This is a genomic window from Serratia sp. NGAS9 (assembly GCF_009905295.1).
GTDB lineage: Bacteria > Pseudomonadota > Gammaproteobacteria > Enterobacterales > Enterobacteriaceae > Serratia > Serratia bockelmannii.
Genome location: NZ_CP047605.1, coordinates 2206537 through 2226664, shown reverse-complemented (window position 1 = coordinate 2226664; position 20128 = coordinate 2206537). Strand labels below are relative to the sequence as shown.

The following is a 20128-nucleotide window of genomic DNA, read 5'->3' as shown; positions in this document are numbered from 1 at the left end:
AGCGGGACATCCGTGGTGGCTTGCGGCATCTGGCGGCAAGGTGTGCATGCTATCCCTATGAATTTGTTCTTTATCCTGCATCACCGTACCGCACTCCCCGGTGGCCCGTCAGCGTTACAGTGCCGCGGTACACTGCCGATCTAAACATTCATAGAAAATACCTATTTCTGCATTCTGTCTGTCGTAAATGTGCGTTTATCGGCATTTCGTGGCGCGGCACCAGCGCGCGCCCCTCAGGTTAAAGTTTAGTCGCTCAGGATTAAATTGGGCCGTCGGCGGCCTTTTACCCCCCCCACGATGAAAAAACGCCGCGCCGGGGATTGATCGGCAACGCGGCAATTTATATGATAATGATTATCATTCAATTTGAATTTGAGCGCGAAGCCAATGACTCTTTCGATCAACGCATGGTTGCTGGGCAAGATTGATGACTACAAATTCAGCGTGCGCGACGCCACGGTGGACTTTTATATGGCCGAAGCGGCGCTGCGGCGCCCGGAATGCAATATCGACCACCTGAAGCGGTACAACAGCGTCAGCCTCACCATGGCCAATCTGTGCCTGGAGAACGGCGATGACGACAGCTACCTGCACGCGCTCAGCAAACTGCATAATCGGCTGATCGTCGAGATCAACAATCCGCAGCGCTGCCAGCTGTTTCGGGTGCAAAGCTACCACTTCGCCCGCCACACGCTGACGCTGATCTGCCAAAAGTATGCGATGGAAGGCACCTGGGAGAAGGCGAACGCGTTTCAGAAGGACTTCGTTAAACGCGTGCCGTTTCAGCTGTAAAGCGAAAGGCTCCGCAGGCCGGCAGCCTGCGGAAACCGGCGAGAATCAGTCGATGACCGCCGTGGTCAGACGCGAGGTGCAGCACAGCCGATCGCGCGCGTCGAAGATCTCGATTTGCCACACCTGATGGCGACGGCCGACGTGCAGTGCGCGACATACCCCGCGCACCTGGCCATCGAACACCGCGCGCAGGTGGTTGGCGTTGATCTCCAGCCCCACCACTTTCTGCTCGCCCTCACTGCACAGGTAACCGGCCATCGATCCCATCGATTCCGCCAGCACCACCGACGCCCCGCCGTGCAACAGCCCGAACGGCTGGCGGGTACGGCCATCGACCGGCATGGTGGCCTCGAGGAAATCCTCACCCAATTGGGTAAACTCGATGCCCACATGGCTGACCATGCAGCCGTCGCCGGCGCGGTTCAGCTGCTCCAGCGATGTTTCACGTTTCCACAATTTCACTCAATCATCTCCAGAAGTGCCTGTAATGGGTGGCGCACGCCATTGCCCTCGATGCGTTTCACCTGACTGCGGCAGGAATAACCGGTCGCCAGGCAGCGCTGCCGCGGCAAACGCTGTAGCGTCGGGTGCCATGATAGCTCATAAATGCCGAGCGAGTTTTGCAGGTTCTTGGCTTCATGGCCGTAAGTCCCCGCCATGCCGCAGCAGCCGACGCTGACATTCTCCAGATTGGCGCCGAAACGGGCGAAGATCGCCGCCCACTGTTGGCCGCTGGCCGGCAGCGCGGTGGTTTCGGTGCAGTGACCGAACAGATACCAGGGCTCGCCGGTCGCCGGCTGTTCGGCGCGATCCGCGATCCGCTGCTGCAACCATTCATGCACCAGCTGCACCTGGAAATCGCCGCGCTCGGCGCCGAGGATCTCGCGGTATTCGTCGCGATAGCACAGCACCAGCGCCGGATCGACACCCACCAGCGGCATGCCGAGCTGCGCCACGCGGTTGAGGAAATCGGCGGTTTTGCGCGCGGTGCGGGCGAACCGCGTCAGGAAGCCCTTCACATGCTGCGCCTTGCCGTTCGGCGAGAACGGCAGCAGCACCGGTTTATAGCCGAGCTTTTCCACCAGCCGAACGAAATCCGCCACCACTTTGGCGTCGTAATAGCTGGTGAACGGATCCTGAACAATCAGCACGTGTTCTGCGCGCTGCTCGGCGCTCAGCCCTTCCAGCTGCTCCAGCGTCAGCGTGGTCGCACGGTGGCCGGACAGCTGTTGACGCAGCGTCGGGCTGGACAGCAGCGGCAGATCGACCATGCCGATGGCGTTGCGGCTCATTTCCCGCAGCCACGGCTGGCGGAAGAAGAAGTTGAACACCTTCGGCGCGCGGGCCATCAACGGGGTATAGCTCTCTACGCCGGCGACCATGTAGTCGCTCACCGGGCGCAGATAGCGGGTGTGGTAGAGCTGCAGGAAGCGCGAACGGAATCCCGGCACGTCAATCTTGATGGGGCACTGGGTGGAGCAGGCCTTGCAGGCCAGGCAGCCGGACATTGCCTCTTTCACTTCGTGCGAGAAGTCGTACTCCCCCTTGCCGGCATGCCAGCTGTTGCGGGTCTTTTCGATCAGGCCACGCAAGCTGAGACGCTGCTGCGGCAGCTGTTTCTCCAGCGCCAGCGGATCGACGCCCTGCTCGGCCAACAGACGCAGCCACTCACGCACCAGCGTCGCCCGCCCTTTTGGTGAATGAATGCGATTGCCGCTGATCTTCATCGACGGGCACATCGGGCTGCGCACGTCGAAGTTGAAGCACAGGCCGTTGCCGTTACACTCCAGCGCGCCGCGGAACGAAGTGCGCACCTCGACCGGGATCTGACGATCGAAGGTGCCGCGTTTGACCGCGTCTACCTCCATCATCGGCGCATCCACCGCCAGCGGCGCACAGATCTTGCCCGGGTTCAAACGGTTATCCGGATCAAACGCCGCCTTGATGCGGCGTAGCTCTTCATACAGCGTTTCCCCGAAGAACTCAGGGCTGTACTCGGCACGGAAGCCCTTGCCGTGCTCCCCCCACAACAGACCGCCGTATTTGGCGGTCAGCGCCACCACCCGATCGGAGATCTGCTTCATCAGCACTTCCTGCTGCGGGTCGCACATGTCGAGCGCCGGACGCACGTGCAGCACCCCGGCGTCGACGTGGCCGAACATGCCGTAGCTCAGGTGGTGGTCGTCAAGCAGTTGACGGAATTCGACGATATAGTCCGCCAGGTGTTGCGGCGGCACACAGGTATCCTCGGCAAACGGAATCGGCTTGGCGCGCCCCTTGGCGTTGCCCAGCAGCCCGACCGCCTTCTTGCGCATGTTGTAAATGCGCTCGATGCCAGCCAGATCGCCGCAGATCTGGTACCCGATCACGCCGCCCTGCCGCTGCGCGATCAGTTCATCCAGCCGTTGGCACAGAGCCTCCATCTGGCCGTCGATCAGCGCCCGATCGTCGCCGGCGAACTCGACGATGTTCAGCCCGAGCATTTCTTTATCCGGCACGTCGGCGATCAGTTCGTTCACCGAGTGCCAAACAATGTCTTCACGCGCCAGATTCAGCACCTTGGAATCGATGGTTTCCACCGACAGCGCCTTGGCCTCGACCATAAAGGGCGCATTGCGCAGCGCCGAGTCGAAGGAGTCGTACTTCACGTTGACCAGGCGGCGCACTTTCGGCAGCGGCGTGATATCCAGCCGCGCCTCGGTGATAAACGCCAGCGTGCCTTCGGCGCCGGTCAGGATGCGCGTCAGATCGAAGGTTTGCAGATCGTCGCTCAGCACGTGGCGCAGATCGTAACCGGTGAGGAAGCGGTTGAGCTTGGGGAATTTCTCCAGGATCAATGCGCGCTGCTCACGGCAGCGATTGAGCACCGTGCGGTAGATGCGCCCTTCCGCGGTCTCTTCCAGAGCAATCGTTTCCGCCAGCGCCGTCGGCATGGCGCGGGTATCGATCATCTCGCCGCCCAGCAGCACCGCCCGCAGGCCCAACACGTGATCGGAGGTTTTGCCGTATACCAGCGAACCTTGGCCGGAGGCGTCGGTGTTGATCATGCCGCCCAGCGTGGCGCGGTTGCTGGTGGACAGTTCCGGCGAGAAGAAGTAGCCGAACGGCCGCAGGTATTGATTCAGCTGATCCTTTATCACGCCGGCTTCGACTTTCACCCAGCCTTGTTCGACGTTGATCTCCAGAATGCGGTTCATATGGCGCGATATATCGACCACGATGCCGGTATTGAGCGACTGGCCGTTGGTGCCAGTGCCGCCGCCGCGCGGGCTGAAGGTCAGCGTATTGAATCGCTCTTCCCCGGCCAGACGCGCAATCAGCGCCACGTCAGCGGTGGAACGGGGGAACACCACCGCATCGGGCAACAGCTGATAGATACTGTTGTCGGTGGCCATCGTCAGGCGGTCGGCGTAGCTGGTGGCGGTATCGCCGTTGAATCCGTTTTGCTTCAGTGCTTCCAAAAAGTCGAGCACCCGTTGAACGAGGCCGGGCGCCTGAGAAATCTGTGGGATCATTCGCTTTTTTGACCCTGTCCGTCTATTTTTTATGCGCTGATGTACGCTGAATCGGGCCTTTAATTCAGACCCACCCTATTTTTTAGTGACACTAAAAACTAACATACTCGTTTAGTGAAGGCATTCACATTATTACCGCCCTGCGAGCGCCGCCACAGGCGGCCGCCCGGCGGCGATAAACCGACCGACAGGCACCCCGATTCGCCGGTGCCAGGGATTTAATTGACCAGGATGAGAAGCCACTGATGCCACTCCCGCAATCGCGTTACGACTTACCGCGAATTATTTTCGGCGTGCTGTTTATCGCCATCATGATCGTTGCCTGTTTTTGGGTGATCCAACCGTTTATTCTCGGCTTCGCCTGGGCGGGCATGGTGGTGATCGCCACCTGGCCGTTGCTGCTCAAACTGCAAAAGCTGCTGTGGGGCCGTCGCTCGCTGGCGGTGTTGGTCATGACCCTGCTGCTGATCCTGCTGTTCATTCTGCCGATTTCCCTGCTGATCAGCAGCGTGGTGGATAACAGCGCGCCGCTGATCGCCTGGGCCAGTTCACCCGGCAAGCTGCACATTCCCGATCTCGCCTGGCTGCAGTCCGTGCCGATGATCGGCGACAGGCTCTATACCAGCTACCACACGCTGATTAACGCCGGCGGCGCCGCGCTGCTGGCGAAAGTGCAGCCGTACTTCGGCCAGACCGCCACCTGGTTCGTGGCGCAGGCGGCGCATATCGGCCGTCTGCTGCTGCACTGCGCGCTGATGCTGCTGTTCAGCGCATTGCTGTATGCGCGCGGCGAGCAGGTAGCGCTGGGTATCCGCCACTTTGCGGTGCGCCTCGGTTCTGCACGCGGCGATGCGGCGGTGCTGCTGGGTGGCCAGGCGATCCGCGCCGTCGCGCTGGGCGTAGTGGTGACGGCGCTGGTGCAGTCAGTACTGGGCGGTATCGGTCTGGCGGTGAGCGGCATTCCGGCCGCCACCTTGTTGACGATGCTGATCTTTATCTGCTGCGTAGCGCAATTGGGGCCACTGTTGGTGCTGGTGCCGGCCATCATCTGGCTGTACTGGCATGGCGACACCACCTGGGGCACCGTGTTACTGGTCTGGAGCTGCGTGGTAGCCACGCTGGATAACGTGCTGCGCCCGGTGCTGATCCGTATGGGCGCCGACCTGCCGCTGCTGCTGATCCTGTCCGGCGTTATCGGCGGCTTGCTGGCCTTCGGCATGATCGGCCTGTTCATCGGCCCGGTGGTGTTGGCAGTATCTTATCGCCTGCTGACCGCCTGGATGAATGAAGCGCCGGAGCCGACCACCGCGCCGGAGCAAGTCATCGAAGATCTGGAAAAACGCTAATTCCCCCTTCCGCCCGCATCGTCGGGCGGAATATTTCCCCCCGTCATTATTCCTACCTCATTCGAGTAATATCTACGCCAAATATAATGCCGCGATATATTGATTGAGGCCCGGCGAATGAAAGGTGCAATGTAAATCTCTGTTTGTTGCAAGCGGCAAAAAGAGATAACGCCCGCAAATAAAATGTGATGACGCTATCGATTAGGATGATTCTTAATGACTAGTCGCGTTCAAAAATCTAGTATTATGGCCATCTATTGCTTCAAATCACTGATTTTAAAGCAACCTTTCTGAACAATGTAATGCCATACATGTGAATTGCTGTGTGTAGTCTTTGCCCATCTCCTACGGTGGGCTTTTTTTTATTCTTTTTTCGCCAAATTGATTATTTTACGCGCCGTTATTTACATTCAGAAATAAAAAGGCCGCAGCGTTAACTGCGGCCCGGCGTTAATGCCTTAGCGATGCCGAGGCATTATTTCTTTTTCGACAAATTAATCCAGGTCTGCACCACGGTGTCCGGATTGAGCGACAGGCTGTCGATGCCCTGCTCCATCAGCCATTCGGCGAAGTCTTCGTGGTCGGACGGGCCCTGGCCGCAGATGCCGACGTATTTGCCGTGGCGCTTGGCCGCCTGAATCGCCATCGACAGCAACGCTTTCACCGCCTCGTTGCGTTCATCGAACAGCTCCGACACCACGCCGGAATCGCGATCCAGCCCCAATGCCAGCTGGGTCATGTCGTTGGAACCGATAGAGAAGCCGTCGAAGTGCTCGAGGAACTGATCCGCCAACAGCGCATTGGACGGGATCTCGCACATCATGATCACTTTCAGCCCGTTTTCGCCGCGCTTCAGCCCCTGACGCGCCAGCTCCGCCACCACCGCTTCCGCCTGGGCCACGGTGCGCACGAACGGCACCATGATTTCGACGTTGGTCAGCCCCATTTCATTACGCACGCGTTTCACCGCCTCGCACTCCAGCGCGAAGCAATCGCGGAAGCTGTCGGCCACGTAACGGCCGGCGCCACGGAAGCCCAGCATCGGGTTCTCTTCGTGCGGTTCATACTTGTCGCCGCCCACCAGGTTGGCGTACTCGTTGGATTTGAAGTCGGACAGGCGCACGATCACGCGCTTCGGCCAGAAGGCGGCGCCCAGCGTCGCGATGCCTTCGGTCAGGCGGCCGACGTAGAACTCGACCGGGTGGTCGTAACCCTGCATCAGCGCGCGAATTTCGTTTTGCAGCGCCGGCGTCTGCTGATCGAACTCCAGCAGCGCGCGCGGGTGCACGCCGATCATGCGGTTGATGATAAATTCCAGCCGCGCCAGGCCCACGCCTTCGTTCGGCAAACGCGCAAAGTCGAAGGCGCGATCCGGGTTGCCGACGTTCATCATGATCTTCAGCGGCAGATCCGGCAGCTCGGTGACTTCGGAGCTCTGCACGCTGAAGTCCAGCATGTCGCTGTAAACGAAGCCGGTATCGCCTTCCGCGCAGGAGACGGTGACTTTTTGGCCGTCTTTCAGCACGTCGGTGGCGTGGCCGCAGCCCACCACCGCCGGAATGCCCAGCTCACGGGCGATGATCGCCGCGTGACAGGTGCGCCCGCCGCGGTTGGTAACGATCGCGGCGGCCTTCTTCATGATCGGCTCCCAGTCCGGGTCGGTCATGTCGGTCACCAGCACGTCGCCTGGCAGGATGCGATCCATTTCGCTGATGTCGTGGATCACTTTCACCGGGCCGGCGCCGATGCGGTGGCCGATGGCGCGGCCTTCCACCAGCACCGGGCTGGAGCCGTTCAGCTGGTAGCGCTCCATGGTTTGTTCGTTGGAGCGCACGGTCTCCGGGCGCGCCTGCACGATCAGCAGCTTGCCGGTATGGCCGTCTTTCGCCCACTCGATATCCATCGGGCGGCCGTAATGTTTTTCGATCAGGATCGCCTGCTGCGCCAGCGCCTGCACTTCGTCATCCGTCAGCGAGAAACGGCTGCGCTGCGCTTCCGGCACGTCTTCGATGCGCACCTGTTTGCCGTGATCCTGCGACGGCGCGTATACCATACGGATCTTTTTCGAGCCCAGGTTGCGGCGCACGATCGCCGGCTTGCCGTTTTGCAGCGTCGGTTTGTGCACGTAGAACTCATCCGGGTTCACCGCGCCCTGCACCACCATTTCGCCCAGGCCGAAGGCGGAGGTGATGAACACCACCTGATCAAAACCGGACTCGGTGTCGATGGTGAACATCACGCCCGAGGAGGCCAGATCGGAGCGCACCATACGCTGTACGCCGGCCGACAGCGCCACGCCGCGGTGGTCATAGCCCTGATGCACGCGATAAGAGATGGCGCGGTCGTTGAACAGCGACGCGAAGACGTGCTTGATAGCCACCATCACGGCGTCGATGCCCTGCACGTTGAGGAAGGTTTCCTGCTGGCCGGCGAAGGACGCGTCCGGCATGTCTTCCGCCGTGGCGGAGGAGCGCACCGCAAAGGAGGCTTCCGGTTCGCCGTCGGCGAGCTGTTGGTAAGCCTGATGAATTTCACGTTCGAACTCGGCGTGGAACGGCGTGTCGATCACCCATTGGCGGATCTGGGCGCCGGCCTTGGCCAGTTGTGCAACGTCGTCAACGTCGGTCTGATCCAGTAGCTGATAGATGCGCTGGTTAACACCGCTTTGTTCGAGGAAATCGTTAAACGCCTGTGCGGTGGTGGCAAAACCGTTCGGCACGGCCACGCCCAAATCGGAAAGATTGGTGATCATTTCACCGAGGGAGGCGTTTTTGCCGCCGACACGGTCAACGTCGTGCATGCCAAGCTGGTTGTACCAAAGCACATTACGCAAGTCTGGGCCATTGTTGGACATCGAGACAATCCTTATTGCTATCAGTAGGGTAAAGACGGATTTAATTCGCTTGCTTTACGGCGCCGCTAACACGGAGCCGAATCAGACTAGCACACTGATCTGGGGAAAATGGAAAGGTGAATCGATCAACCCACTGAAGAAAGTGGTTTTTAAGAGAATGTCCTAACCGGCTGATTTGGCAGGGAACCGTTCCCAATCGCACGAAAAGCTTAGTTCTCAACAAATTACGTTCTTTTTAAACTTCTGTTTTAATGACCGCGCAAACGCTACCGTTTTTGGTGAAAATAACGGCAAATTTACGTTTCGGGTCGAAAAACCTCGTTGCTCCACAATTTTTACCGCCGGCAAAACGCGCTTTTCTTCACGCGCCGGCGCGAAGCGCTTTACCGTCCCGCCGTCACAATTTTTTCCCTCTCCCCTTTACCGACGGATCGTCCGCGGCCCATGATATTGACAGTGATGACAGCAGGAACACCGTTTTCAGGTAAGGAGCCTCGGGTGGAAAGAAGCGTTTTTTATATTTCGGATGGTACGGCGATCACCGCCGAAGTGTTGGGGCACGCGGTGCTGTCGCAGTTTCCGGTCACGGCGACCACCTTTACCCTGCCGTTCGTCGAAACCGAGGCGCGCGCGCGCGCAGTTCGCCAGCAAATCGATGATATTTATAATCAAACCGGCGTGCGGCCACTGGTGTTTTACTCCATCATCTCGCCGGAAGTGCGCGATGTGATCGTGCAGAGCCAGGGCTTCTGCCAGGATATCGTGCAGGCGCTGGTCGGCCCGCTGCAGGGCGAGCTGGAAGTGGAACCGACGCCGGTGCCGAACCGCACCCACGGCCTGACCGCCAGCAACCTCGGCAAGTACGACGCGCGCATTGCCGCCATCGACTATACCCTGGCGCATGACGACGGCATTTCGCTGCGCAACCTCGATCAGGCGCAGGTGATCCTGCTCGGCGTGTCGCGCTGCGGCAAAACCCCCACCAGCCTTTATCTGGCGATGCAGTTCGGCATTCGCGCCGCCAACTATCCGTTTATCGCCGACGATATGGATAATTTGCACCTGCCGGCCTCGCTGAAACCGTTTCAGCATAAATTATTCGGCCTGACCATCGATCCGGAACGCCTGGCGGCGATCCGTGAAGAGCGGCGTGAAAACAGCCGTTACGCTTCATTACGCCAGTGCCGCATGGAGATCGCCGAGGTCGAGGCGCTGTTCCGCAAAAATCAGATCCGCTACCTCAATACCACCAATTATTCTGTCGAAGAGATTTCCACCAAAATCCTCGACATCCTCGGTATGAGTCGCCGCATGTTCTGATCATTTTCTCGCGGGGCCGCCGTGCCCCGCCGCCTGCCGTTTATTTCAACAGCAGCTGATTTTTTTGTGCTTTTTTTCGCGGTTTTGATCAACAGAACACAATCTCTACGGTTGAATTCAGCGCTTTTTGCGTTATTGTGATCGCCATCACTTCCCGGCACTCCTGCCGCAGAGAAGAACAGTTTCCAGGGAACAACATGCACAAAACAGATGAACTGCGGACCGCGCGCATCGACAGCCTCGTCACGCCGCAAGCGTTGGCAGACAAGCTGCCGATCTCGGCGGCCGTCGCCGACAACGTGACAGCGTCACGAAAACGCATTGAAAAAATCCTCACCGGTGAAGACCGCCGCCTGCTGGTGGTGATCGGCCCCTGCTCCATCCACGATCTCGACGCCGCCGTCGATTACGCTGGCCGGTTGAACGCCCTGCGCGAACGCTACCAGGATCGTCTGGAAATCGTGATGCGTACCTACTTCGAAAAACCGCGTACCGTCGTCGGCTGGAAAGGCCTGATCTCCGATCCGGCGCTGGACGGCACCTTCCAGGTCAACCGCGGCATCGAAATGGCGCGCCGCCTCCTGCTGGAAGTGAACCAGCTCGGCCTGCCGACCGCCACCGAATTCCTGGACATGGTCGTCGGCCAATACATCGCCGATCTGATCAGCTGGGGCGCCATCGGTGCGCGCACCACCGAAAGCCAGATCCACCGTGAAATGGCCTCGGCGCTCTCCTGCCCGGTCGGCTTCAAAAACGGCACCGACGGCAACACCCGCATCGCCATCGACGCCATTCGCGCGGCGCGCGCCGGGCACATGTTCCTGTCGCCGGACAAACATGGCCAGATGACCATTTACCAGACCAGCGGCAACCCGTACGGCCACATCATCATGCGCGGCGGAAAAACGCCGAACTACCACGCCAGCGACATCGCCGCCGCCTGTGACAGCCTGCGCGAGTTCGATCTGCCTGAACACCTGGTGATCGACTTCAGCCACGGCAACTGCCAGAAAATGCACCGTCGCCAGCTGGAAGTGGCCGACAACGTCTGCCAGCAGATCCGCGCCGGCTCCGCCGCCATCACCGGCGTGATGGCGGAAAGCTTCCTGGTGGAAGGCACGCAGAAAATCGTCGCCGGCCAGCCGCTGACCTATGGCCAGTCGATCACCGATCCTTGCCTGAGCTGGTCCGACAGCGAGCAGCTGCTGGCGATGCTGGCGGATGCGGTTGATAGCCGTTTCTAACCCAGTAGAGGCCGGGGCCACGCCCCCGGCTTTATTCCTTCTGCCCCGCTCATCTATACTGATTGCAACGCTTTAGCGCCCGCCGAAACGCACTGGGAGCCCCGGCATGATTCACTCTCTGTTATCCATCCCCTGCGTCACGCTGCAGGGCGAGCAAAAAACGCTGGGCGATTTCCCGGCGCGCGCTTACCTGGTGGTCAACACCGCCAGCAAGTGCGGCTTCACCCCGCAATACCGTGGGCTGGAAAATTTGTGGCAATACTATCGCGAACGCGGCCTGGTGGTGCTCGGCTTCCCCTGCAACCAGTTTGGTTCTCAGGAGCCGGGCAGTCCGCTGGAGATCGCCAACTTTTGCAGCCTCAACTACGGCGTCAGTTTCCCGCTGTTCAGCAAGATAGACGTTAACGGTCCCGGCGCGCACCCGCTGTTCAATGAGCTGAAACGCCTGGCACCCGGCATTCTGGGCAGCCGCCGCATCAAGTGGAATTTCACCAAATTCCTGCTCACCGCCGACGGCCAGCGTATCACGCGCTTTGCGCCGATCACTAAGCCCGAGCGTTTGTTTGACCGCATCGAAACCCTGCTGAAATAACGCCCCTTTTTTACGGGCCGAGTGCGCTCGGCCCGCCGCCGGATGTCCGTTCGACAAAAAGGTTCCATCGGTAAGAAAATTTTCCTTGATGTAACCTTTCCTTCACATGATAATGATTCTCAGTTTGATATTAATTACCATTTAATGGTCTGTTTTATAAGCACAATGATGATGGATACTGCCAACACGCCTACCCCCGCCGCCGCGGCCCCGACCGAGCACAGCGCAAACGCGCCGCCCAGCTACGACAGCGCACAGCTGCTCGGCACCGACGGCATCGCGTTCATTACCCATCAGGGCCAGCGCTATCAGCTGCGGCAAACCAAAGCCGGGAAATTGATCCTGACCAAATAACCATAGAACCCTCAAACGCCAGCCACCCCGATCGGTTGATCCAGGCAGCCAGCAAATCTATTGATATGTTTTATTACATACGGAGAGTTGCACCATGCCTCTGACATTTTCCACCCGGCTGCGTTTTTCCGCTTTGAGTCTGGCGATTGCCTGCGCTCTGCCTACGGTGGCCTTGGCACAAAACACCAGCACAACACCCTCTTCCAACGCGGCGCCGGCTAAAAAAGCCAAAGCCGCCGACGAGACCATGACCGTGGTCGCCACCGGCAACCAACGCAGCAGCTTTGAAGCACCGATGATGGTCACGGTCATCGAAGGCAACTCGCCAGAAAGCCAGACCGCCACCTCGGCCGCCGATATGCTGCGCCGCGTGCCGGGCATCACCGTGAACGGCACCGGGCGCAGCAACGGTCAGGACGTAACGATGCGCGGCTACGGCAAAAACGGCGTGCTGACGCTGGTTGACGGCATCCGCCAGGGGACCGATACCGGCCACATCGGCGGCACCTTCCTCGATCCGGCGCTGGTCAAGCGCATTGAAATCGTGCGCGGTCCCTCTGCGTTGCTGTATGGCAGCGGCGCGCTGGGCGGCGTCATCGCCTACGAGACCGTCGATGCCGCCGATCTGCTGCTGCCGGGCCACGATACCGGGTTCCGCGTCTACGGCACCGCCGGCAGCGGCGATCACAGCCTGGGCATGGGCGCCAGCGCCTACGGCAAGACCGATAACCTCGACGGTTTGCTGTCGTTCGGCACCCGCGACGTCGGTAATCTGCGTCAGGGCAACGGCTTCGATGCGCCTAACGACGAAACCATCAGCAACGTGCTGGCAAAAGGCACCTGGAAAATCGACGACAATCAGTCATTGAGCGGCGATCTGCGCTACTACAACAACAGCGCCCAGGAGCCGAAAAACCCGCAGACGCCGGGCAGCTCGAGCGGCAACCCGATGACCAACCGCTCCACCATCCAGCGTGATGCCGCTCTGAGCTATAAGCTCAAGCCGGTCGGCCAGGATTGGCTGGACGCCACCGCCAAGCTGTACACCTCGGAAGTCAAAATCAATGCGCACAACGCCGGTGCGACCGACGAATTCCGCAAGCAGACCACCAACGGCGGCAAGCTGGAAAACCGCACGCGTCTGTTCGCCGACAGCTTTGCGTCACACCTGCTGACCTACGGCTCCGAAGTGTATGAACAGAAACAGCAGCCGGGCGGCGCCACCACCAGTTTCCCGCAGGCCAAGATCAACTTCGCCTCCGGCTGGCTGCAGGATGAAATCACGCTGCGCGACATTCCGATCACCGTGCTGGCCGGCACGCGCTACGACGATTACAAAGGCAGCAGCCAGGGCCACGAAGACGTCAAGGCCGACAAATGGTCGTCCCGCGGGGCCCTGAGCTACTCGCCGACCGACTGGCTGATGCTGTTCGGCTCCTATTCCCAGGCCTTCCGCGCCCCGACCATGGGCGAGATGTACAACGATTCGCGTCACTTCCCCGGCAACTATTGGGTGCCTAATCCGAATCTGCGGCCGGAAACCACCAGCACCACCGAAGCCGGTTTCGGCTTGCGCTTCGACGATCTGCTGCTGGCGGATGACAGCCTGCAATTCAAGGCCAGTTACTTCGATACCGACGCCAAAGACTACATCTTCATGTATGTCACTCGCACGCAGACCGCCTCAGCGAATATCTCTCGCGCCAAGATTTGGGGTTGGGACACCTCGCTGAACTACCAGACCAAGTGGTTTAACTGGGATCTGGCTTACAACCGCACACGCGGCAAGGACAAGTCTCGCAATGGCGAATTGAACGCGAAAAGCGGCGATTGGCTGGCCGACATCAGCCCGGATACCGTCACCAGTTCGCTGGACGTGCCGCTGGGCGAAACCGGTTTGTCCGCCGGCTGGGTCGCCACCTTCGCCGAACGCGCCACCCGCGTACAAACGGGGACGCCGGAGCAAGGCGGCTATGGCGTCAACGACTTCTATCTGAGCTACAAGGGCCGCGATCGGCTGCAGGGCATGACCACCACCGTGGTACTGGGCAACGCCTTCGACAAAGAATATTACTCGCCGCAGGGCGTCCCGCAGGATGGCCGCAACGCCAAACTGCTGGTCAGCTACCAGTGGTAATCATTTGACTATCTGGCGGACAACCCGGTTGTCCGCCGTTCGCATTACAGCGCAGGAGAATCCCGCATGAGCAACACCCTATACGAACGCTACCAACAGGCCAAAATCGACCACCCCGGCAAATACGCCCGCGATCTGGCGGCGATCCTTGGCGTCAGCGAAGCGGAGCTGACGCACGCCCGCGTCGGCCACGACACGCGCCGCCTGCAGGCCGACGCGCGCACCCTGCTGACCGAGCTTGAGCAGGTCGGCGTCACCAAGTCCATCACCCGCAACAGCTATGCGGTGCATGAGCAGATGGGCCGCTACCGCAACCAGCACCTCAACGGCCACGCCGGGCTGATCCTCAACCCGCGCGAGCTGGATCTGCGCCTGTTCCTCAACCACTGGACCAGCGTTTTCGCTATGAGCGAAACCAACAAACGCGGCGTGCGCCACAGCATCCAGTTCTTCGACCAACAGGGCGATGCGCTGCACAAGGTCTACACCACCGAAGAGACCGATCTGCCGGCCTGGATGGCGCTGGTGGAGCGCCACCTGAGCGAAGAAAACCCGGCGCTGGCGCTGCAACCCGCCGAGGTGAGCACCGCGGATGAAACGACGCAGGATCATGCCAAAATCGACGGTGAATGGCGCGCGATGACCGACGTTCACCAGTTCTTCCAGCTGCTGAGCCGCAATAAGCTCACGCGCCAGCAGGCCTTCCGCGCCGTCGGCGACGATCTGGCCTATCAGGTAGACAACAGCGCGCTGTCGCAGCTGCTGCAAGCGGCGCAGCAGCAGCAAAACGAGATCATGATCTTCGTCGGCAACCGCGGTTGCGTGCAGATCTTCACCGGCCAGATCGAACGTTTGATGCCGCAGGAAGGCTGGATCAACGTGTTCAACCGCCGTTTCACGCTGCACCTGATTGAAGGCGCCATCGCCGAAAGCTGGATCACCCGCAAACCGACCAAGGACGGCATCGTCACCAGCCTGGAGCTGTTCGCCGCCGACGGCACGCAGATCGCGCAGCTGTATGGCCAGCGTACCGAAGGCCAGCCGGAACAAACCCAGTGGCGCGAGCAGGTTGCCGCGCTCGCCGCCAAGGACATCGCCGCATGAAATCTTCCTTGATCCGCCGCCTGACGCTGATGATGACGCTGGCGCTGCCGCTCACCGCCGCGGCGGCGCAGCGCATCGTCTCGATCGGCGGCGACGTGACGGAAATCGCCTTCGCGCTCGGCGCCGGCGACGACGTGATCGCCCGTGACAGCACCAGTCTGCATCCGGAGGCGGTGAAAAAGCTGCCGGACGTCGGCTACATGCGCCAACTGAACGCCGAAGGCATTTTGGCGCTGAAACCGACGCTGGTGCTGACGACCGAGCTGGCGCAGCCGGCGCTGGTGCTCAAACAGTTGGCGGACAGCGGCGTCAACGTGGTCAGCGTGCCGGGTGACACCACCCTGCAGGCGGTGCCGCAGAAAATCGCTACGATCGCCGCCGCGTTGCAACGCGTTGAGCAAGGCAAACAGCTGAGCGAGCGCTATCAACAGCAGTTGGCGGCGGTGGATACCTCTCCGCTGCCGGTCAAGGTGCTGTTCGTGATGAGCCACGGCGGCATTACGCCGATGGCTGCCGGGCAACACACCGCCGCCGACGCGGTGATCGCCGCCGCCGGACTGAAAAACGCCATGCAGGGCTTTGACCGCTACCGTCCGCTGTCGCAGGAAGGCGTCATCGCCAGCGCGCCGGATCTGTTGCTGGTCACCACCGACGGCGTGCGCACCCTCGGCGGCGAACAGCAGCTGTGGACGCTGCCGGGCCTGGCGTTGACGCCGGCGGGCAAGCAGCGCCGCGTACTGATCGTCGATGACATGGCGCTGCTGGGCTTCGGTCTGGAAACGCCGGCGGCGCTGGCCAAACTGCGCCACGCGGCGGAGCAAAAGTAATGCGCTGTCGCACCTCGCCTCAGTTGGCCATCATCGGCCTACTGGTGCTGCTGACGTTGCTGGCCCTGGTCGCCGCCAACCTGGGCGCGCTGACGCTGTCGTTTCGCACCCTGTGGCGCGAACCCTTCAGCGACGCCGCCTGGCACATCTGGCTGAACATTCGTCTGCCGCGCGTGCTGCTGGCAGTAGTGATCGGCTGCGCATTGGCAGTGTCCGGCGCGGTGATGCAGGGGCTGTTCCGCAACCCGCTGGCGGATCCGAGCCTGCTGGGCATCAGCAGCGGCGGCGCCCTGTTTGTCGCCCTGTTCATCGTGATGCCGCTGGCGTTGCCGGTGACGATCGCGCTATACGGCCATATGCTGGCGGCGTTCCTCGGCAGCCTGCTGGTATCGCTTTTGATCTACGGCATCAGCCGCAGCGGGCACGGCAATCTGTCGCGGCTGCTGCTGGCGGGCATCGCCATCAACGCCCTGTGCATGGCGGCCATCGGCGTGCTCTCCTACGTCAGCAGCGATCAACAGCTGCGCCAGTTCTCGCTGTGGATGATGGGCAGCCTCAGCCAGTCGCAGTGGCCGACGCTGGCCGTTTCCGCCTCGCTGATCCTGCCTACGGCGCTGCTGACGCTGTTGCAGGCGCGCCGGCTGAATCTGTTGCAGCTGGGGGACGAAGAGGCCCACTACCTCGGGGTGAACGTCCAGCGCGCCAAGCTGCAGCTGCTGTTGCTGAGCGCCCTGCTGATCGGCGCGGCGGTAGCGATGAGCGGCGTGATCGGCTTCGTCGGTCTGGTGGTGCCACATCTGGTGCGCATGCGCCTTGGCGGCGATCACCGCTGGCTACTGCCCTGCTCCGCGCTGGGCGGCGCCTGCCTGCTGCTGGTCAGCGATACGCTGGCGCGCACACTGGTGGCGCCGGCCGAAATGCCGGTAGGCTTGATGACCAGCCTGATCGGCGGTCCTTACTTCTTATGGCTGGTGATGCGCCAGCGGGAGCGAACCGGTGGATAACGCCGCCTGCCTGACAGCCCAAGAGCTGCGTTACAGCCTCGGTACGCGCCGCTTGATCAACGACGTTTCGCTCAGCCTCGCCAGCGGTGAGATGGTGGCGATTATCGGCCCTAACGGCGCCGGCAAATCGACGCTGCTGCGCTTGCTGACCGGCTATCTGACGCCGGACTGCGGCGAATGCCGGCTGCTCGACCGCCCGCTGGAACACTGGGCGCCGCAGCAGTTGGCCAAAGTCCGAGCCGTGATGCGCCAATACAGCGATCTGGCGTTTCCCTTCAGCGTGGAAGAAGTGGTCAGCATGGGGCGATCGCCGCACGGCAAACGCGACGAGCATCAGGCGATCCAACAGGTGATGGAACAAACCGACTGCCTGGCGCTGGCGCAGCGCGATTACCGCCGGTTGTCCGGTGGCGAACAGCAGCGGGTGCAGTTGGCGCGGGTGTTGGCGCAGCTGTGGCAACCGCAACCGTCTCCCGCCTGGCTGTTTCTCGACGAGCCGACCTCGGCGCTGGATCTGTATCACCAGCAGCACACCCTGCGCCTGCTGCGCTCGCTGACACGTCAACAGCCGCTGGGCGTCTGCTGCGTGCTGCACGATCTCAATCTGGCGGCGCTGTACGCCGATCGGATCCTGCTGTTGCATCAGGGCCGCCTGGTGGCGAGCGGCACGCCGCAAGAGGTCCTGCAGACGGAGATCCTCACCCGCTGGTATCAGGCCGATCTCGGCGTGGTGCATCATCCCGAAGTGTCTCTGCCGCAGGTCTATCTGCGACAATGAAACGTTCAAGGGCGCCATGAGGCGTAATGCCGCTCAGTTAATCCTGAGTGGCATTTTTTTATCCAGCCTCTGGGCGTTCTGTGCTGGGGAATTGCCGTAAATGTCCGCATTTCTCTGTGGCCAATATGAACGGCAATTGGAGGGGCCGATGGCGCGACCCCTCCACCCGCGCCTTCGCTTAACACCATCTGTCCGCTACGCGGATACCCTCGCCGCGTCTGCGTTGTCGGGCGGGTCTGCTGCGACAAACGTCCCTGTTAGTCTCGCCTCAACTGGCCTTCCCTGGCCGGTTGACCCTGACAACGCCGTCTTGCTCGGCAGCCGGTGATGCGCGCCCAAGGTCAACACCTGAGCTGGCTGCTACCGGGAAATCTGTCGCTTATGAGGTTCTGGTAGAGAAGTTGGAGATGAGCGCGGTGTTGGGCGCCCTTGAAGACGCCGAACGCAGGCATAGCGCATTAGGCGAAACCGCCATGGACGGCGGTTTCAGGTGAGACAGGCAGGGACGCCTGTCGCAACCAGCCTCAATGCGGTATGGCGGAGAGAGGGGAGTTGGCAAAGCCAACCGTCTGATAGGGCAAAGGCGCGGGTTGCCAGGGGCCGCGCCTTCGGCCCCTGGCTCGGTCGAGGTGTGGGAGCCACATGGGGCATCTCACTTTTATCGACCGAAAATTTCACGAACGCCTGCATAAAAACGCTAACTGACCAGCATTACGCCATGAGGCGCCCTTTTTCATCTCAACTGGAGCAGGAAATCTCCAGATGTTTGCCCCAATCCGGCGGCAGCGCAGCAAGATCGTCATACTCCGGCGCATCGTCGAACGGCCTCAGCAGAGCCTGATGCAACCGCCGCAAACGGCCCACGTCGTCTTTCTCCGCATCCTCAATCGCCTGCTGCGCCAGATAGTTGCGCAGGATCAGGCGCGGGTTCACCGCCTTCATCGCCCGTTGCCGTTCCGCATCGCTGACCTGTTCCTGTTGCAAGCGCTGACGATACTGCTGATACCAGGCGTCGAACGCCGCACGGTCGATAAACTCGTCGCGCAGCGGCGACTGCGCCTGCTGCTGTTCGGTCTCGCTCAACAAGCGGAACGTGCGGGTATAGTCCCGCCCTTCCTGCGCCATCAGGCTCAACAGACCGGTGAGCACGTCATTATCCTGCGCCGTCGGCGTGAAGAAGCCGAGTTTGGCGCGCATCTGTTCACCGTAGGCGCGCATCAGCGCCGGCTCATACGCCGACAGCGCCTGCTGCAGCTGCTCGGTGGTCATCAACCCAGACAGGGTTTGTGCCAGGCGATGCAGGTTCCACAGCGCCACCGCCGGCTGATTGTCGAAGGCGTAACGCCCCTGGTGATCGGAGTGGTTGCAGATATAGCCGGGCTGGTAGTCGTCCAGGAAGCCATAAGGGCCGTAATCGATGGTGATACCGAGAATCGACATATTGTCGGTGTTCATCACGCCGTGGGCGAAACCGACGGTTTGCCAATGGGCGATCAAACGCGCCGTGCGTTCGACCACGTCGGTAAACCACAGCAGGTAACGCTCAGCCAGATCCTGCAACTGTGGCCAGTGACGGGCGATGACGAAATCCGCCAGCTGCCGCACTTGCTCCGGCTGTTTACGGTAATAAAAGTGTTCGAAGTGGCCGAAGCGCACATGGCTTTCCGCCACCCGCATCAGCATGGCGCCGCGTTCTGGCTGCTCGCGATATACCGGTTGCTGGCTGGTGACGATAGTCAACGCTCGGGTGGTGGGGATCCCCAGATGGTGCAGCGCCTCAGAGGCAAGAAACTCGCGGATAACCGAACGCAGCACCGCGCGGCCATCCCCCATGCGTGAATATGGCGTTAGCCCGGCCCCCTTCAGGTGCCAATCGCGGTGGCTGCCATCCGCCATGACCTGTTCGCCCAGCAAAATGCCGCGGCCATCACCCAGTTGCCCGGCCCACACGCCGAACTGGTGGCCGCTGTACACCTGTGCCAGCGGCTGCATGCCGGGCAGCAGCGATTCTCCCGCCCAAATGGGAGTTTTATCCTGGGTAAACCAGCTTTCATCCAGCCCCAGCTCGCGTGCCAGCGGCTCGCTGTGGTACAGCAGGCGTGCATCCTTGAGCGGTGTCGGGTTCAGGGCGGTGTAGAAACCGGGTAACTGTTGGTAGTAAGCGTTATCGAACTGCGGCATAGGCCCTCCGTTTCAGCGTAGTGTAGAGCCTGAACGGGCGGATTAACACCGAAGGAATGCAGGGAGAACGCATCCGCCTG

At 61.0% G+C, this 20128-nt stretch carries 15 protein-coding genes and 1 other RNA gene; 12 read left to right on the top strand and 4 right to left on the bottom strand.

Going from position 1 to position 20128, the window contains the following annotated elements; genetic code table 11:
* Positions 1–387: 387 nt before the first annotated feature.
* Complete coding sequence (locus GUC32_RS10775; RefSeq protein WP_004931369.1) at positions 388–792, top strand: hypothetical protein; 405 nt, start codon at positions 388–390, stop codon at positions 790–792.
* Between the two features lie 45 nt (positions 793–837).
* Here the strand turns inward: GUC32_RS10775 and menI are convergent, their stop codons facing one another.
* Together menI and GUC32_RS10765 are read right to left on the bottom strand one after the other, a co-directional pair.
* Positions 838–1254: a 1,4-dihydroxy-2-naphthoyl-CoA hydrolase gene (menI, locus tag GUC32_RS10770; protein ID WP_016927938.1), complete on the bottom strand. Its 417-nt coding sequence runs from the start codon at positions 1252–1254 to the stop codon at positions 838–840.
* The gene (locus tag GUC32_RS10765; protein ID WP_369435720.1) at positions 1251–4307 is read right to left on the bottom strand and encodes an FAD-binding and (Fe-S)-binding domain-containing protein; all 3057 of its coding nucleotides are present in this window, start codon (positions 4305–4307) and stop codon (positions 1251–1253) included. The genes menI and GUC32_RS10765 overlap by 4 nt, the downstream gene beginning before the upstream one ends.
* A 245-nt stretch (positions 4308–4552) precedes the next feature.
* Between GUC32_RS10765 and ydiK the strand changes: the two genes are divergently transcribed.
* Both ydiK and rprA read left to right on the top strand, forming a co-directional pair.
* Complete coding sequence (gene ydiK, locus GUC32_RS10760) at positions 4553–5653, top strand: AI-2E family transporter YdiK (RefSeq protein WP_060432118.1); 1101 nt, start codon at positions 4553–4555, stop codon at positions 5651–5653.
* A gap of 254 nt (positions 5654–5907) precedes the next feature.
* Positions 5908–6019, top strand: an RNA gene (gene rprA, locus GUC32_RS10755) — antisense sRNA RprA.
* Between the two features lie 109 nt (positions 6020–6128).
* Here rprA and ppsA read toward each other — a convergent pair.
* Positions 6129–8507, bottom strand: coding sequence for a phosphoenolpyruvate synthase (gene ppsA / locus GUC32_RS10750; RefSeq protein WP_141969125.1), 2379 nt, complete (start codon positions 8505–8507; stop codon positions 6129–6131).
* A gap of 459 nt (positions 8508–8966) precedes the next feature.
* Between ppsA and GUC32_RS10745 the strand changes: the two genes are divergently transcribed.
* The 9 genes from GUC32_RS10745 to GUC32_RS10705 all read left to right on the top strand — a co-directional run bounded on the left by GUC32_RS10745 (position 8967) and on the right by GUC32_RS10705 (position 17867).
* A complete protein-coding gene (locus tag GUC32_RS10745; RefSeq protein ID WP_161781785.1) occupies positions 8967–9827 on the top strand; it encodes a pyruvate, water dikinase regulatory protein in 861 nt (286 codons plus the stop codon).
* 197 nt (positions 9828–10024) lie between these two features.
* Positions 10025–11071, top strand: a complete 1047-nt coding sequence (locus GUC32_RS10740; protein ID WP_004931381.1) for a 3-deoxy-7-phosphoheptulonate synthase — start codon at positions 10025–10027, stop codon at positions 11069–11071.
* A gap of 106 nt (positions 11072–11177) precedes the next feature.
* Positions 11178–11663, top strand: coding sequence for a glutathione peroxidase (locus tag GUC32_RS10735; protein ID WP_025302639.1), 486 nt, complete (start codon positions 11178–11180; stop codon positions 11661–11663).
* Between the two features lie 171 nt (positions 11664–11834).
* Positions 11835–12017 (top strand): hemin uptake protein HemP, encoded by a 183-nt coding sequence (gene hemP / locus GUC32_RS10730; protein ID WP_043141213.1) that lies wholly within the window; start codon positions 11835–11837, stop codon positions 12015–12017.
* 94 nt (positions 12018–12111) lie between these two features.
* Entirely contained in the window at positions 12112–14154 is a 2043-nt protein-coding gene (locus GUC32_RS10725; protein ID WP_043141123.1) for a TonB-dependent hemoglobin/transferrin/lactoferrin family receptor, read from the top strand.
* A 66-nt stretch (positions 14155–14220) separates the two neighbouring features.
* Entirely contained in the window at positions 14221–15258 is a 1038-nt protein-coding gene (locus GUC32_RS10720; RefSeq protein ID WP_025302636.1) for a hemin-degrading factor, read from the top strand.
* Positions 15255–16085: a hemin ABC transporter substrate-binding protein gene (locus GUC32_RS10715; protein WP_319869506.1), complete on the top strand. Its 831-nt coding sequence runs from the start codon at positions 15255–15257 to the stop codon at positions 16083–16085. Before GUC32_RS10720 ends, GUC32_RS10715 begins: the two co-directional genes overlap by 4 nt.
* The gene (locus GUC32_RS10710; RefSeq protein WP_016927948.1) at positions 16085–17089 is read left to right on the top strand and encodes an iron ABC transporter permease; all 1005 of its coding nucleotides are present in this window, start codon (positions 16085–16087) and stop codon (positions 17087–17089) included. The genes GUC32_RS10715 and GUC32_RS10710 overlap by 1 nt, the downstream gene beginning before the upstream one ends.
* Complete coding sequence (locus tag GUC32_RS10705) at positions 17082–17867, top strand: heme ABC transporter ATP-binding protein (RefSeq protein ID WP_049209408.1); 786 nt, start codon at positions 17082–17084, stop codon at positions 17865–17867. Before GUC32_RS10710 ends, GUC32_RS10705 begins: the two co-directional genes overlap by 8 nt.
* Positions 17868–18605: 738 nt before the next feature.
* Here the strand turns inward: GUC32_RS10705 and GUC32_RS10700 are convergent.
* The gene (locus GUC32_RS10700; protein ID WP_060432953.1) at positions 18606–20048 is read right to left on the bottom strand and encodes a YdiU family protein; all 1443 of its coding nucleotides are present in this window, start codon (positions 20046–20048) and stop codon (positions 18606–18608) included.
* Positions 20049–20128 lie beyond the last annotated feature (80 nt).

Bases quoted from the DNA above. Each gene is read 5' to 3' on its own strand.
- GUC32_RS10775 (WP_004931369.1), top strand. From the start codon at position 388: ATGACTCTTTCGATCAACGCATGGTTGCTGGGCAAGATTGATGACTAC.
- GUC32_RS10765 (WP_369435720.1), bottom strand. From the start codon at position 4,307: ATGATCCCACAGATTTCTCAGGCGCCCGGCCTCGTTCAACGGGTGCTC.
- ydiK (WP_060432118.1), top strand. From the start codon at position 4,553: ATGCCACTCCCGCAATCGCGTTACGACTTACCGCGAATTATTTTCGGC.
- ppsA (WP_141969125.1), bottom strand. From the start codon at position 8,507: ATGTCCAACAATGGCCCAGACTTGCGTAATGTGCTTTGGTACAACCAG.
- GUC32_RS10745 (WP_161781785.1), top strand. From the start codon at position 8,967: ATGACAGCAGGAACACCGTTTTCAGGTAAGGAGCCTCGGGTGGAAAGA.
- GUC32_RS10740 (WP_004931381.1), top strand. From the start codon at position 10,025: ATGCACAAAACAGATGAACTGCGGACCGCGCGCATCGACAGCCTCGTC.
- GUC32_RS10735 (WP_025302639.1), top strand. From the start codon at position 11,178: ATGATTCACTCTCTGTTATCCATCCCCTGCGTCACGCTGCAGGGCGAG.
- hemP (WP_043141213.1), top strand. From the start codon at position 11,835: ATGGATACTGCCAACACGCCTACCCCCGCCGCCGCGGCCCCGACCGAG.
- GUC32_RS10725 (WP_043141123.1), top strand. From the start codon at position 12,112: ATGCCTCTGACATTTTCCACCCGGCTGCGTTTTTCCGCTTTGAGTCTG.
- GUC32_RS10720 (WP_025302636.1), top strand. From the start codon at position 14,221: ATGAGCAACACCCTATACGAACGCTACCAACAGGCCAAAATCGACCAC.
- GUC32_RS10715 (WP_319869506.1), top strand. From the start codon at position 15,255: ATGAAATCTTCCTTGATCCGCCGCCTGACGCTGATGATGACGCTGGCG.
- GUC32_RS10710 (WP_016927948.1), top strand. From the start codon at position 16,085: ATGCGCTGTCGCACCTCGCCTCAGTTGGCCATCATCGGCCTACTGGTG.
- GUC32_RS10700 (WP_060432953.1), bottom strand. From the start codon at position 20,048: ATGCCGCAGTTCGATAACGCTTACTACCAACAGTTACCCGGTTTCTAC.